Source organism: Streptomyces sp. RP5T (assembly GCF_003933965.1).
Lineage (GTDB): Bacteria > Actinomycetota > Actinomycetes > Streptomycetales > Streptomycetaceae > Streptomyces.
Genome location: NZ_RSAJ01000191.1, coordinates 1 through 14,467, shown reverse-complemented (window position 1 = coordinate 14,467; position 14,467 = coordinate 1). Strand labels below are relative to the sequence as shown.

At 71.7% G+C, this 14,467-nt stretch carries 11 protein-coding genes; 6 read left to right on the top strand and 5 right to left on the bottom strand.

Annotated elements, in window-relative coordinates; all coding sequences use genetic code 11:
• Window positions 1–3 precede the first annotated feature (3 nt).
• Window positions 4–546, top strand: coding sequence for a CGNR zinc finger domain-containing protein (locus EHS43_RS20790; RefSeq protein ID WP_125192275.1), 543 nt, complete (start codon window positions 4–6; stop codon window positions 544–546).
• A gap of 242 nt (window positions 547–788) precedes the next feature.
• Window positions 789–4,082 (top strand): S8 family serine peptidase, encoded by a 3,294-nt coding sequence (locus EHS43_RS20785; RefSeq protein WP_125192273.1) that lies wholly within the window; start codon window positions 789–791, stop codon window positions 4,080–4,082.
• Window positions 4,083–4,163: 81 nt separating this feature from the next.
• Here the strand turns inward: EHS43_RS20785 and EHS43_RS20780 are convergent, their stop codons facing one another.
• Entirely contained in the window at window positions 4,164–4,886 is a 723-nt protein-coding gene (locus EHS43_RS20780) for a hypothetical protein (protein WP_125192272.1), read from the bottom strand.
• Window position 4,887: 1 nt separating this feature from the next.
• The gene (locus EHS43_RS20775; RefSeq protein ID WP_185806334.1) at window positions 4,888–5,421 is read right to left on the bottom strand and encodes a sigma-70 family RNA polymerase sigma factor; all 534 of its coding nucleotides are present in this window, start codon (window positions 5,419–5,421) and stop codon (window positions 4,888–4,890) included.
• Window positions 5,422–5,702: 281 nt separating this feature from the next.
• Here EHS43_RS20775 and EHS43_RS20770 point away from each other — a divergent pair, with 281 nt between their 5' ends.
• Window positions 5,703–6,719, top strand: coding sequence for an aspartate-semialdehyde dehydrogenase (locus tag EHS43_RS20770; protein WP_125192270.1), 1,017 nt, complete (start codon window positions 5,703–5,705; stop codon window positions 6,717–6,719).
• On the opposite strand, the gene EHS43_RS20765 is transcribed toward EHS43_RS20770, so the two are convergent.
• A complete protein-coding gene (locus EHS43_RS20765; protein WP_125192269.1) occupies window positions 6,716–7,189 on the bottom strand; it encodes a DUF1203 domain-containing protein in 474 nt (157 codons plus the stop codon). The two genes, EHS43_RS20770 and EHS43_RS20765, sit on opposite strands and share 4 nt — an antisense overlap.
• A 158-nt stretch (window positions 7,190–7,347) precedes the next feature.
• Between EHS43_RS20765 and pepN the strand changes: the two genes are divergently transcribed.
• Window positions 7,348–9,960 (top strand): aminopeptidase N, encoded by a 2,613-nt coding sequence (gene pepN / locus EHS43_RS20760; RefSeq protein ID WP_125192268.1) that lies wholly within the window; start codon window positions 7,348–7,350, stop codon window positions 9,958–9,960.
• Window positions 9,961–10,399: 439 nt separating this feature from the next.
• Here the strand turns inward: pepN and EHS43_RS20755 are convergent, their stop codons facing one another.
• Window positions 10,400–11,650, bottom strand: coding sequence for a M14 family zinc carboxypeptidase (locus EHS43_RS20755; protein WP_125192267.1), 1,251 nt, complete (start codon window positions 11,648–11,650; stop codon window positions 10,400–10,402).
• A 315-nt stretch (window positions 11,651–11,965) separates the two neighbouring features.
• Between EHS43_RS20755 and EHS43_RS20750 the strand changes: the two genes are divergently transcribed.
• Together EHS43_RS20750 and EHS43_RS20745 are read left to right on the top strand one after the other, a co-directional pair.
• Entirely contained in the window at window positions 11,966–13,126 is a 1,161-nt protein-coding gene (locus EHS43_RS20750; RefSeq protein ID WP_185806333.1) for a ThiF family adenylyltransferase, read from the top strand.
• Window positions 13,123–14,310: a hypothetical protein gene (locus EHS43_RS20745; RefSeq protein WP_125192266.1), complete on the top strand. Its 1,188-nt coding sequence runs from the start codon at window positions 13,123–13,125 to the stop codon at window positions 14,308–14,310. Before EHS43_RS20750 ends, EHS43_RS20745 begins: the two co-directional genes overlap by 4 nt.
• Here the strand turns inward: EHS43_RS20745 and EHS43_RS20740 are convergent.
• Window positions 14,279–14,467 (bottom strand): SDR family oxidoreductase (locus EHS43_RS20740; protein ID WP_125192265.1); only part of this gene is annotated, 189 nt, incomplete at its 5' end. The genes EHS43_RS20745 and EHS43_RS20740 overlap by 32 nt on opposite strands.

Genomic DNA, 14,467 nt, shown 5'->3' with positions numbered 1-14,467 from the left:
CTCATGTCCGCCCCCCGCGACCCCCGCCCGCTCACCGGCGAGCCGCTCGCACTCGACCTGCTCAACACGCGGTGGATGTACGAGGGGACCCTCCAGGACCTCCTCGCCGATGTCGACGGGCTCGCGGTGTGGCTCGACTCGACCGGCCTGAGCGGCGAACACACCCCGGGCGAGGGGATGCTGCGGCACGTCCGTGAGGCCCGCGAGGCCCTGCACACGGCGGTGGACGGGTCACTGGAGGAGGGGGCACCCCTGGTCGACGCGGTACTGGAGCACGGGCGGGTCAGGGTCGCGCTCACTCCCCAAGGGCCCGTGGAGCGGCCCGAGTTGAGCGATCCCGCCTGGGGTCCCGGCTGGCTCGCCGCCCGCAACTACCTGGAGCTGCTCGGCACCGCCCCCGACCGGATCCGGTCATGCGCCCACGAGGCGTGCGTACTTCACTTCCTCGACACGTCGAGGAACGGCACCCGGCGCTGGTGCTCGATGGCGACCTGCGGCAACCGGGCCAAGGCGTCCCGGCATTACGCGCGCACCAAGGACGTCTGAAAAGGCCGGCCAAAGGACACGCAGGGCGAATTGCCCTTTTTCTCACGCCTGTTCACCGATGAACCCAAAGGGCATCGCGGGTTTTCCCCATACACCCATATCGATTCGGTCAACTCTCCCTAAACATCCTTCCCGTGCGTAAAGCTGGGCGCTCATCCGGGGTCGTATTCCGGATCACCGTGGCCAGGACCGATCGGTCCCGGTCACACGCCTGCTCGTTCCTTTACTCACAAGGGATGCCGATGACCCTCACCCCCCAGAGCGACCGGATATCGGGCGCGAGACGTGTGGCGCGCATAGCCGCGGCCGCCGGACTGGTCGCCGCACTGTCCGCGGCGGGGCCGATACCGATGGCCTTCTCCGCAGACGCGGGCACCACCCCCGCGGCATCGGACCCGGGCCTCAAGTCCGCCGACCGGAAGCTCGGTTCGGACGACGCCGACGCGCTGGCCGAGGCCAAGGCCGCCGGCGACAAGAGCATCACGCTGATGGTCGCCACCGCCCCCGGCAAGACCGAGCAGGTCGCCGCGGAGCTGGACGCGGTCAAGGGCGGCCTGGTGGGCAAGACCTACGACAAGCTCGGTTACGTCCGGGCCACCGTCCCCACCGCGAAGGCGGACTCGGCCATCGCCGCCGCCGCGAAGCTCTCCTCCGTGCACGGCATCGACGTCAAGCAGGACATCCCGCTGGACGACCCGACGCCGAGCGCCGACACCGCCAAGGGCGCCGCGCACAAGGCCGCGAAGACCTACCCGGCGCCGAGCGCGAAGACGCCCGCCGAGAACCCGTACAACCCCTCCTTCGAGACGGGCGCCGTCGACTTCGTCGAGGACCACCCGAAGGCGGACGGCCGCGGGGTCACCATCGGCATCCTGGACTCGGGTGTGGACCTCGGCCACCCGGCGCTGCAGAAGACCACCACCGGTGAGCGGAAGATCGTCGACTGGGTGACGGCGACCGACCCGGTCTCCGACGGCGACGCCACCTGGCGGCGGATGAACAACCCCGTCAGCGGGCCGACGTTCACCATCGCGGGCGCCACCTGGAAGGCCCCGGCGGGCGCCTACCAGTTCAACCTGTTCCGCGAGTCGGTCACAGCCGGCGGTGACGCCAAGGGCGACGCCAACCGCGACGGCGACACCACCGACGTCTGGGGCGTGCTCTACGACGCGGCCGCCGGAACCGTCCGGGTCGACCTGAACAACAACAACGACTTCTCCGACGACGCGGCGATGAAGCCGTACAAGGACGGCTATCAGGTCGGGTACTTCGGCACCGACAACCCGGCCACCGACGTCGCCGAGCGCCAGCCGTTCGTCGTCGAGATCCGCAAGGACGTCGTCTACGACGCCGCGGGCAGCAAGGCCGACTACGTCAACATCGGCGTCATCGAGTCCGAGCACGGCACGCACGTCGCCGGCATCACCGCCGCCAACGGCCTGTTCGGCGGCAAGATGAACGGCGCGGCCCCGGGCGCGAAGCTCGTCTCCTCGCGCGCCTGCACCTGGACCGGTGGCTGCACCAACGTGGCGCTGACCGAGGGCATGATCGACCTCGTCGTCAACCGCGGCGTCGACATCGTCAACATGTCGATCGGCGGCCTGCCCGCGCTCAACGACGGCAACAACGCGCGCGCCGAGCTCTACACGCGTCTCATCGACACCTACGGCGTCCAGCTGGTGATCTCCGCGGGCAACTCCGGCCCCGGCGCGAACACCATCGGCGACCCGGGCCTGGCCGACAAGGTCATCTCCGTCGGCGCGACCATCTCCAAGGCGACCTGGGCCGCCAACTACGGCTCGGCCGTGGAGAAGAAGTACGCGATGATGCCCTTCTCCTCGCGCGGTCCGCGTGAGGACGGCGGCTTCACGCCGACCCTGTCCGCCCCCGGTGCGGCCATCAACACCACCCAGACCTGGCTGCCGGGCTCCCCGGTCGCCGAGGCGGGCTACTCGCTGCCGGCCGGCTACTCGATGCTCCAGGGCACCTCGATGGCCTCCCCGCAGGCCGCGGGCGCGTCCGCGCTGCTGATCTCGGCCGCCAAGCAGAAGCACATCGCGCTCACCCCGGCCACCCTGCGCACCGCCCTGACCTCGACCGCCGACCACATCAAGGGTGTGCAGGCGTACGAGGAGGGCGCGGGCCTCATCGACATCGTGGACGCCTGGGACGCCATCAAGGACGGCGCCACCGCCCACGACTACACCGTGAAGGCCCCGGTCGACACCGCGATCGACCAGCTGCTGAAGACCCCGGGCTTCGGCACCGGTCTCTACGACCGCGAGGGCGGCCTGAAGGCCGGCCAGAAGAAGACGTACGACGTCACCATCACCCGTACGTCCGGCGCGGACAAGGCGCTCCGCCACGAGGTGTACTTCGAGAACAACGCCGGTGGCACCTTCCGGATCCTCGGCAAGGACGACATCCGGCTCCCGCTGAACCAGCCGGTGACCGTCAAGGTCCAGGCGCAGCCGAGGTCCGCGGGTCTCAAGAGCGCGATCCTGGTCGTCGACGACCCGAGGACCGAGGGCGTCGACCAGCAGATCCTGAGCACGGTCGTGGTCTCCGCGCCGGTGAAGTACACGTACTCCGCGTCGAACACCGTGCAGCGCAACAGCACCCAGTCGTACTTCGTGACCGTGCCCGCGGGCGCCAAGTCGCTGGAGGTCGCGATCGGCGGGCTCAAGGGCAAGAGCCAGACCCGCTTCATCGCCATCCACCCCTACGGCGTCCCGGTCGACAACACCAGCACCCCGTACTGCTACAACAACTACCTCGACGGCAACGGCTGCAAGCCCGACGCCCGCTCCTACGCCGACCCGCAGGCCGGTGTCTGGGAGATCGAGGTCGAGTCGCGCCGCACCTCGCCGCTGCTCGACAACCCGTACAAGCTGGACGTCGCCGTCTACGGCGCGGCCTTCGACCCGGAGACCGTGACCGTGCCCGAGGCCAAGGTCGGCACGCCGGCCACCGCCTCCTGGAAGGTGACCAACCAGTTCGCCGCGATCGACGGCAAGCTGGCCGGCGGCCCGCTCGGCTCGTCCAAGGCCGCCCGCCCGAGCATCACCGAGGGCGCCACCCAGACCAGCACGGTCGAGGTGCCCGCGGGCGCCAAGTCGCTGGACGTCGCCATCGGCAACGTCTCCGACGTGGCCGCGGACCTGGACCTGACGGTCTACGACGCGGCCGGCACCGTGGTCGGCCAGTCCGCCGACGGTGACTCGGAGGAGGCCGTCTCGGTCGCCTCGCCGGCCGCCGGCACGTACACCATCGAGGTCGTGGGCTACTCGGTCCCGGCCGGCTCCACCGCGTACGACTACCAGGACGTGTTCTTCTCCAGCGCCCTGGGCACCGTCACCGTCTCCGACGCGCCGGTCAAGCTCGCCACCGGTGCCTCGACGACCGTCTCCGGCAGCGTCACCGCCCTGGCGCCCGCTCCGGAGGGCCGTGAGTTCTTCGGTCAGGTCAGCCTGGTCAACGCGCGCGGCACGGTCGCGGGCGTCGGCAGCGTGAAGATCGAGAAGGTCACGCCGTAACACTTCTCCGTACGGCGATCGAAGGGGCGGGCGTCCGTGAGGGCGCCCGCCCTTTGCCGTGCCTCAGCGCTCTGCCGTGCCTCAGCAGGGCATCGTGCGTGACTGGGGCAGCGAGGCGGTGATCCAGGCCCGCTCCCGGGCGATGTCCCGCTCGCCGACGGCCCAGTGGTCGGGGGCCGGCGAGCCCGCGCTCACGCCGAACAGGACCCGGGTGCCCCGGGCGAGGGGTTCGGGGAGGTCGTACTCGCTCACCACGTAGGTGAGGTGACCGAGGTTCCGGGTCTGCTTGAAGTAGCGGCTCACGTGCACGGTGACCTGGAGTTCCCCGGTGGGGAGCTGCTTGACCACGGTGACCTCGCCCTCGGCAACCGTGGTGGCGCAGGCCAGGTAGGCCGGGCTGCCGAAGCGGACGCCCGCCTCCGCCTTGGAGGCCGAGTCGGCGCTGCCGCCCGAGGTGAGGTCGCTCGCGCCGTTGTGCCCGAGGAGCCAGCCGAGCCCCGTGACGACACTCGCGACGGCGGCCACCGCGAGGGTGCCGAAGGCCAGCACGCGGACCCGGTGGCGAGCCGGGGAGGGCCGCGGCCGCACGGGCGCGGAGGGCGCGGGCGGCGGTTCGGCGAGCACCTCGCCGAGGATCCCGAGCTGCTCCCTCAGCAGCCCGATGTCGGCCTCGGCCGCCCGGTACTCGGCGAGGAACGCGTCGTCCCGGCGGACCTGGTCGCCGGGCTTCTCCCCGGTGATGGCGGCCATCAGCGCGTCGCTGTCGTACGTCTCGCTGTCGTACGTCTCGTTCTCGGCGCTCATGTCACACCACCTCGTCCTCGTGCAGGCGGGTGCGCAGAGCCCGCACCGCCGTGTGCAGGCGGCTCTTGACCGTGCCCTCCGGAACGCCCAGCTCCTGGGCGATCGAGCGCACCGGCAGGTCGGCGAAGAACCGCAGCACCAGGACCTGGCGCTGCTGGTCGGGCAGCTCGTCCAGGCCCTGGGCGACGGCCAGGGAGAGCACGCTGGTGTCCTCCCCCGAGGGGTGCTCGTGCTGCCTGAGCGCGGCCAGGCGCTCCCCCAGCCGCTCCTGGCGCTTCTTGGCCCGGTGCCAGTCCATGGCGAGGTTGGAGGCGACGACGGCCGCCCACGCGGAGACGTCCCGCGGCGCGTCGTACCCCTTCGCCGCCCGCTCCAGCAACCGCAGGCGGACCTGCTGCACCCCGTCCGGCAGGTCCGCCTGCGGTACTCCGCCGAGCGCGAGCACGGCCCGCACCCGGCGTTCCTGTGCCGCGTCCAGTGGGTCCCCCTGCTGTTCCCCCTGGCCACGGCGGGCGATTCTGCGCAGCACAGACACCCTCCCCTCACCGCGTTTCTCCTACGACGCCGTAGGGGGCGGAAACGTTCAGAGGCGTACGTCACACCCGGCGCGCGGCGCCGCACGGCTTACGGCAGGACGTGACCGTAGGGCGATTTTCTCCAGCTCAGGAGGGGTGCGGCCACAGTTCCGCAACCGTTGATCACCGTGCGGCGTCCCAGCCCTCGGGCATGGAGGGCAAAGAATTGGACAGGCTGACCCCGGTCGGCCGCATGATGGAAAAGCCGCAGACACATCCAGGACACGCAGAAGGAGTCACCGTGAGGGTCGGAATCGTCGGAGCCACCGGGCAGGTCGGCACGGTCATGCGCGGGATCCTCAAGGAGCGGAACTTCCCGGTCACGGAGCTGCGCCTGTTCGCCTCCGCGCGCTCGGCGGGCTCGGTCCTGGACGGCGTGACGGTGGAGGACGCGGCGACGGCCGACTACACCGGCCTGGACATCGTGCTGTTCTCGGCGGGCGGCGCGACGTCGAAGGCGCTGGCCGAGAAGGTCGCCTCGCAGGGCGCGGTCGTGATCGACAACTCCTCCGCCTGGCGCAAGGACCCCGAGGTCCCGCTGGTCGTCTCCGAGGTGAACCCGCACGCCATCGCGGACCGCCCCAAGGGCATCATCGCCAACCCGAACTGCACCACGATGGCCGCGATGCCGGTCCTGAAGGTGCTGGACGCGGAGGCGGGCCTCCAGACGCTGATCGCCACCACCTACCAGGCGGTGTCCGGCTCGGGCCTCGCGGGCGTGGCGGAGCTGCACGGCCAGGTGCAGAAGGTCGCCGCCGAGGCGGACAAGCTCACCCACGACGGCTCGGCGGTCGACTTCCCCGAGCCGCAGGTCTACAAGCGGCCCATCGCCTTCAACGTCCTGCCCTTCGCCGGCAACCTCGTCGACGACGGCCTGAACGAGACCGACGAGGAGCAGAAGCTCCGCAACGAGTCCCGCAAGATCCTGGAGCTCCCCGAGCTGAAGGTCTCCGGCACCTGTGTGCGCGTACCGGTCTTCTCCGGGCACTCCCTCCAGGTCAACGCCCGCTTCGCCCGGCCCATCTCCCCCGAGCGCGCTACGGAGATCCTGGCGGGCGCCCCCGGCGTGACCCTCTCCGACATCCCGACCCCGCTGCAGGCCGCCGGCCAGGACGCCTCCTTCGTCGGCCGCATCCGCCGCGACGAGACGGTGGACAACGGCCTCGCCCTGTTCATCTCCAACGACAACCTCCGCAAGGGCGCCGCGCTGAACGCGGTCCAGATCGCGGAACTGGTGGCGGCGGAGCTCAAGGGCTAGGACCTCCTGACCTCGTAGAGGAAACAGCCGTACTCGACGGCCCGGACGTGGACCAGTGCCACGGACGGGTCGTCGAACGCGTTTCGGAAGGCGGCGTCGTCGAGTGTCCCGACCAGCTCTCCGCCGAGGATGTGCCCGTCGGCGGAGTAGCGGCGGACAGTCCGGTGGGCGTTCGCGAAGGGGTACCCCTCGCGCCCGTCCGGCCCCGCGCACTCCTCGGCATGGAGGAAGACCGGGCCCTGTTCGTCGTACGCCCCGGGCTCGGCGCCGGTCTCGGCCGCCCAGCGGCGCAGGGGTGCGTAGGAGACCAGCGCGATCCGCTCTCCCGGCGCGCTGCGGCGCAGACAGCAGCGGAGCGGGGCGCCGCCCTCCTCGTCGGTGAAGGGTGACAGGGGGCGGCCGGAGTCGTCGGCGGTGCGGAGTTCCTTCAGGGCGGCGGGAGTGACGGGGCGTGCGCGGTAGGTCGTCATGGGCCCAGGCTGGCGAGGCCGGGCACGGATGACCGGCGGAAACCGGACGTGGCGCTCCCGAAACCGCAGGGTAATCCCCCGATCCGTGGGAGGCCTTTCGTGGAAGGATGACCGAACCGCCGAACCTACTCATATCGAGGAAACAAGGAGATGACCGCGTGCCTGGCACAAACCTGACCCGCGAAGAGGCTCAGCAGCGGGCGAAGCTGCTCAGCGTCGAGTCCTACGAGATCGATCTCGACCTCTCCGGCGCGCAGGAGGGCGGTACCTACCGGTCCGTGACCACGGTGCGCTTCGATGTCGCCGGTGGGGGCACCTCCCGCTCGAGCGAAGCCGAGAGTGGGGGAGGCGCCGAGTCCTTCATCGACCTGGTGGCCCCCACGGTCCACGAGGTCACGCTGAACGGTGACGCGCTCGACCCGGCGGAGGTCTTCGCGGACTCCCGTATCGCCCTGCCGGGCCTGCTGGAGGGCCGCAACATCCTGCGGGTCGTCGCCGACGCCGCGTACACCAACACCGGTGAGGGCCTGCACCGCTTCGTCGACCCGGTCGACCAGCAGGCCTATCTGTACACGCAGTTCGAGGTGCCGGACGCCCGCCGCGTCTTCGCCTCCTTCGAGCAGCCCGACCTCAAGGCCACCTTCCAGTTCACCGTGAAGGCGCCGACCGGCTGGACCGTCATCTCCAACTCCCCGACGCCCGAGCCGAAGGACGACGTCTGGGTCTTCGAGCCGACCCCGCGGATCTCGTCGTACATCACGGCCCTGATCGTCGGCCCGTACCACTCCGTGCACAGCGTGTACGAGAAGGACGGCCAGTCCGTGCCGCTGGGCATCTACTGCCGTCCCTCGCTCGCCGAACACCTCGACTCCGACGCCATCTTCGAGGTCACCCGGCAGGGCTTCGACTGGTTCCAGGAGAAGTTCGACTACGCGTACCCGTTCAAGAAGTACGACCAGTTGTTCGTCCCGGAGTTCAACGCGGGCGCGATGGAGAACGCCGGCGCGGTGACCATCCGCGACCAGTACGTCTTCCGGTCCAAGGTGACCGACGCCGCGTACGAGATGCGCGCCGAGACCATCCTGCACGAGCTGGCCCACATGTGGTTCGGCGACCTCGTGACCATGGAGTGGTGGAACGACCTGTGGCTGAACGAGTCGTTCGCCACCTACACCTCCATCGCCTGCCAGGCGTACGCCCCGGAGAGCCGGTGGCCGCACTCCTGGACCACGTTCGCCAACTCCATGAAGACGTGGGCGTACCGCCAGGACCAGCTGCCGTCCACGCACCCGATCATGGCCGAGATCCGCGACCTGGACGACGTGCTGGTCAACTTCGACGGCATCACGTACGCCAAGGGCGCCTCCGTCCTCAAGCAGCTCGTCGCCTACGTCGGCATGGACGAGTTCTTCGGCGGTGTGCAGGCGTACTTCAAGCGCCACGCGTACGGCAACACCCGCCTGTCCGACCTGCTGGGCGCGCTGGAGGAGACCTCCGGCCGCGACCTGAAGAACTGGTCGGAGAAATGGCTCCAGACGGCCGGCATCAACATCCTGCGCCCGGAGATCGAGACCGACGGCAACGGTGTCATCACCTCCTTCGCCATCCGCCAGGAGGCCCCGGCGCTGCCCGCCGGCGCGAAGGGCGAGCCGACGCTGCGTCCGCACCGCATCGCCGTCGGCCTGTACGAACGGGACGACGCCAGCGGCAAGCTGGTCCGTGACGAGCGGATCGAGCTGGACGTGGACGGCGAGCTGACGGCGGTACCGCAGCTGGTCGGCAAGCGCCGTCCGGCGGTCGTGCTGCTCAACGACGACGACCTGTCGTACGCCAAGGTCCGCCTCGACGAGCAGTCGCTGGCCTTCGTGACCGAGCACCTGGGCGACTTCGAGTCGTCCCTGCCGAGGGCGCTGTGCTGGGCGTCGGCGTGGGACATGACGAGGGACGCGGAGCTCGCGACCCGCGACTACCTCTCGCTGGTCCTCTCCGGGATCGGCAAGGAGTCCGACATCGGTGTCGTGCAGTCGCTGCACCGGCAGGTGAAGCTGGCGATCGAGCTGTACGCCGCCCCCACCGCGCGTGAGGCCCTGCTGAGCCGCTGGACCGACGCGACGCTGGCCCACCTGCGGTCCGCGGCGGCCGGCAGCGACCACCAGCTGGCCTGGGCGCGGGCGTTCGCGGCTACGGCCCGTACGCCGGAGCAGCTGGACCTCCTGGAGGGGCTGCTCGACGGGTCGCAGGTCGTCGAGGGCCTGGCCGTCGACACCGAGCTGCGCTGGGCGTTCGTGCAGCGGCTGGCGTCCGTGGGCCGCTACGACGAGTCGGAGATCGCGAGCGAGTACGAGCGGGACAAGACCGCGGCCGGTGAGCGCCACGCGGCCACCGCGCGTGCCTCGCGGCCGACCGAGGAGGCGAAGGCGGAGGCCTGGGCGCAGGTCGTCGAGTCCGACAAGCTGCCGAACGCCGTGCAGGAGGCCGTCATCGGCGGGTTCGTGCAGACCGACCAGCGGGAGCTGCTCGCGCCGTACGCGGAGCGGTACTTCGAGGTGGTCAAGGGCATCTGGGAGTCCCGTTCCCACGAGATCGCGCAGCAGATCGCGGTCGGCCTCTACCCCTCGCTCCAGGTCTCGCAGGAGACCCTGGACAGGACGGACGCCTGGCTCGCCTCGGCCGAGCCGAACGCAGCCCTGCGCAGGCTCGTCTCCGAGTCCCGCGCGGGCGTGGAGCGCGCGCTGAAGGCCCAGACGGCGGACGCACAGGCGGCACAGTAGGACGAGAGGGCGGGTCCCCCGGCCACCCTGCGGAGACGAGCGCCCGGCATCCCGACGGAAACGGGTGCCCCGGCACCCCGACCGAGACGGGCGCCCCGGCATCCCGACGGAGACGGGTGCCCCGGCATCCCGACCGAGACGGGCGCCCCGGCACCCCGACCGAGACGGGCGCCCCGGCACCCCGACGGAGACGGGCGCCCCGGCATCCCGACGGAGACGGGTGCCCGGCATCCAGCGGGAGGCCGGGGGCCGGCGGACCGCGGGAGGCTGGGGGCCTGGCAGACCGGCGACGGCAGGCCGGGGCCCGGCGGCCGACGGGAAACCGGTGACCCCAGCAGCCGACGGAAGGCCGGTGGGCCGGTGGGCCGGGAAACCGGTGGGCCGGTGACTCCGCTGCTGGCAGGAAGCTGGTGCGCCTACGGGAGCCCCGTGGCTCAGGTCAGCCGTCCTCCGTGCAGGCCAGCCGGGCCGTGTTCAGCATCGTCCGTACATGCAGGCCGGTCTGCGTGGCCACCGGTACCCAGCGCAGGTCGTACGTCTTCTCCAGTTCCTGGCTCCACTCGCGCACCAGGTCGTCGAGGATCTCGGTGACCCGGGGGTCGGTGCGGGCCAGGGCCCGGCTCGCCATGGCCGCCACCCTGAGCGGGATGCGGCGGGCCGAGATCCCCCGGGTCGCGAAGTGCCCGTGGAACAGCCCGGGTTCCTCCGCGGCCCAGCTCGCGACGATCGACGGGGCCACGTCCAGGAGTTCCCGCGCGGCGTCCCGCAGCGGCGCCAGATCCTCCGGTACGGACGTGTCGAGCCGTGTCCCGAGGACGGCCGCGAGGTCGCGGGTCCGGCCCAGTAGCACCTCCCCCAGCCGGGCGGCCTCGCGGTCCGGGTCGGTGACGGGCCGGGCGTCGCTCACCGAGGGCACGGCCCAGGCGGGGGTCTCGATCAGGGTGGTCAGCGTGCCGTGGCGGCGGGGATGGAACCAGGTGCTCGCGGCGACGTAACCGCTCGGGTCGCGTTCGCCCTCGCCGTGGCCGTCGGGCAGCACCAGGACACCTGGCGGGTCGAGCCGCCAGTCGGGGCCGTCGACGGGATCCCGGTCGACGGGCACGCGCAGCCGCGCCGCCGTCCGCCGGAAGGCCTCCGCGGCGCCGGGCACCTCCCGCGTCATCATCACGAAGGCACCGCCGAACTCGATGCCGTGCAGGGTGAACTGGGCGACCGGCCGCAGCTCGTCGAGAAGCCGGACCAGCGCGGCCGACTCGGGCAGCGGCTGTCCGGGCGGCACCGGCAGGGACTCCGGCTGGCACGCGAACGCGGGCCGGTAGAAGTGCCGGTGACACTCCGTCAGCGACGGCTCGGGCTCCTCCGGCTGCCAGCCGTGCGCGAGGTGCGCCCCGTCGGGGTCGAGGCAGAGCAGGAAGTGCCAGGTGCAGCCGAGTTCCCCGAGCAGCCGGGGCCGGCGGGCGAAGAGCGCGGCGAGCCGCAACGCCGAGGCGCCGCCCACCGGTTCGTTGGCGTGGGCCCCTGCGACCGCGAGGATGTGCCGCTCACCGTGTCCGGCGGACAGCAGCCACAGCGGACGCCCCGCCCGGCTCCGTCCGACCCGGCTCAACCGCAGCAGACCGGGGGCGGCACGGACCAGCGTGCGGGCCCTTCGCTCCAGTTCGTCGACTGCCGGATAGAGCGAAGTCCGCACGCCGGTCCTCCCGCGCTGGTGATCCGATCAAGCACCCTGGGAATTACTGTCCCCAGTGGTCTCTTTCTTGTCCAGCGGGCGAATGACGATCTTGACAGGCATGTGCGCTCCTCTCAGCTGCCGCCGTTGCCGCCGCTGTCCCCCGTGGTCTCCTTCTTGTCCAAGGGGCGGATCACGATCTTTGTCGGCATCTCAACTCCTCGTCTTCGTACAGGATTTGACCTTTCCGAAGCGATCGCTGACCGCTCTTGTCAAGGCTGTGCCGAGGGAGTCAGAGTGTCAAGGAGGTGTGCGTGTGACGGGTAGGGGGCCCTGATGACGGAGGCGACGTCGGTGACGGTCGAGGCGTTCCGGCGGCCCCGGATCAAGCCCGAGCACCGCGCCTACCGCACGGTCGACGGCAACGTCCGTGTCGGCAGCGTGATCCACGGCATCGGCGCGGAGATCGCGGACCCACAGGGCTGGGTGTGGACGCTCGTCGAGGCGATGGACGGGACACGGGGGCCCGCGGAGGTGGTCGCCGAGGTGCTGGGCGCGCACCCCGAGCTGTCCGGCGCGGACGCCCGCCAGGCGATGGCGGACCTGCTGACCGCCGGTTTCGTGGACGACGCGGGGGCACCCGTGCCGGTGCCGCCCCGCGAGGAGGACCGCTACAGCCGCGGTGTCCCGCTGCTCCGCTGGATGGACCTCTCCCCCCGTACCGGCCCCTGGGACGCCCAGCTCCGCCTGCGTGCGGCCCGGGTCCTGCTGGTCGGTGTCGGCGGCACGGGCGGCCACGCGGCGCAGTCCCTGGTCGCGTCCGGCGTGGGCCACGTCCACTGCGTCGACCCGGACGTGGTCGAGCTCTCCAACCTCAACCGCCAGCCCCTGTACCGCGAGTCCGACCTCGGCCGGCCGAAGGTGGAGGCGGCGGTGGCGACCCTGCGGGCCCTGAACTCGGATGTGACGGTGACCGGGGAGCGGAGGGAGGTGCGGGGGCCGGAGGATTTCACGGAGCTGGTGACCGCCGGTGGGCCGGACTCCCCGGCAGTCGGCGCCTACGACCTCCTCGTCCTCGCCGCCGACCGGCCCGACGAGATCCGCCGGTGGGCCAACCGGGCGTGTCTGGCCGCCGGGGTGCCGTGGGTCGACGCCGGGTACCGGGGGCCTCTCGTGACCGCCGGGGTGTACGTGCCCGGACAGGGGGCGTGCTGGGAGTGCCTGCGGGAGGGGGAGATCGCCCGGCGGGATCTGCGGCTCGGGCCGGGTCAGGATCCGGAGTCGGCCTCGCCCCGGATGCCGTGGAACCCGGCGAGCGCGGTCACCGCCGGGCTCTCGGGGGCGCTCCTCGCGCACGCCGCCCTCGCCCTGCTGACCGGGGTCCCCGCGATGGAGCCGGGGTTCCGCTTCGGGGTGAACCTCATGCTCCCCGGTGACCCCGTCCACCAGCGCACACCCCGCCACCTGGACTGCCCGGCGTGCGGGGAGCGTGTGTGAGACGGGTACGGCTGCACGCGCTGGACTCCCGCCCCGACGGCGACGAGTGGATCGTGGGCCGCAGGGCGACCGGCCGTTTCGTCGCCCTGCCCGAGGTGGGCAAACAGGCCCTCGACCTGCTCGACGAGGGCCTGACCCCGGCCGAGGTCGGCGAGCGGCTCCGCGTCCGCACCGGCGACGACATCGACGTGCCGGACTTCGTGGCGGCCCTGCTGGACCTCGGGTTCGTCGCGGAGGTCGACGGCCGCGCGGTCGAGCAGGAGCCGCCGCCGGCACCGACGTTGGCGTGGATACGGCCCCGTCATGTGCGCTGGCTGCTGAGTCCCGCCGTCCCGGTCGCGGTCGTCCTCCTCCTCGCGCTCACGCTGCTCGCCCGGCCGCCCGTACCCCTCGACTACCGCACTCTGCTGTGGAGTTCGCACGGCAGCGCGGTCCTCGCCCTCGGCGCGGGCGTCGGCTGGAGCCTGCTGCTGCTCCACGAGTGCGCCCACCTGCTGACGGCCCGCGCGACCGGCGTGGCGGGCCGGATGCGGCTCGGCACCCGGCTGCAGTTCCTGGTCATGCAGACGGACATCAGCGGCATCGAACTCGCCCCGCGCCGCCACCGGTTGACCGCCTACCTGGCCGGCATCGCGACCAACCTGACCGCCGCTTCCCTGGCCGCCCTCGCCGCGGGTGCCACGAGCGGCACACCCCGCCGGGTCCTGGCCGCCGTGGCGCTGCTCGCCCTGCTCCCGCTGCCCTTCCAGCTCATGGTCTTCATGCGGACGGACCTCTACTTCGTCCTCCAGGACCTCACCCGCTGCCGTGACCTGTTCGGGGACGGGGTGGCGTACACGAGGTACCGGGCCCGGCGTCTGCTGCGGCGCCGGGGCCGTCGTACCGACGAGGCGGACCCCAGCCTCGGACTGCCCGCGCACGAGCGCCGGGCCGTGCGCGCGTACAGCGTGGTGCTGGTCCTCGGCACCACGCTGTGCCTCGCGTTCTTCGCCGCCGTCACTCTGCCCGCGGATCTCACGCTGTTCGCCCGCGCCGTCGTCAAGTCGGCGTCGGGAAAGTCGGCTTGGGACCGGCTGGACGGGATCGCCGTCGTCGTCGCGCTCGGCGGGCTGCACGGCCTGTGGCTGCGCACGTGGTGGCGGGGCAGCAGGCTCAGCCGGCGACCATCCCGCCGGTGGCGTTGACGAACGTGCCGGTGATGCCGCCCGCGTGGTCGGAGGCGAGGAACACGGCCGTGGCGGCGACCTCGGCGAGGGTGGGGTTGCGGCGGGTCATGCGCATCCCGGCGAGCTGGTCGACGATGCCCTGGACGGCGCTCTCGTCGATCGCCGGGTTGACCGC

Coding starts and splice junctions, on each gene's coding strand:
- EHS43_RS20790 (WP_125192275.1), top strand. CDS start 4: ATGTCCGCCCCCCGCGACCCCCGCCCGCTCACCGGCGAGCCGCTCGCA.
- EHS43_RS20785 (WP_125192273.1), top strand. CDS start 789: ATGACCCTCACCCCCCAGAGCGACCGGATATCGGGCGCGAGACGTGTG.
- EHS43_RS20780 (WP_125192272.1), bottom strand. CDS start 4,886: ATGAGCGCCGAGAACGAGACGTACGACAGCGAGACGTACGACAGCGAC.
- EHS43_RS20765 (WP_125192269.1), bottom strand. CDS start 7,189: ATGACGACCTACCGCGCACGCCCCGTCACTCCCGCCGCCCTGAAGGAA.
- EHS43_RS20750 (WP_185806333.1), top strand. CDS start 11,966: ATGACGGAGGCGACGTCGGTGACGGTCGAGGCGTTCCGGCGGCCCCGG.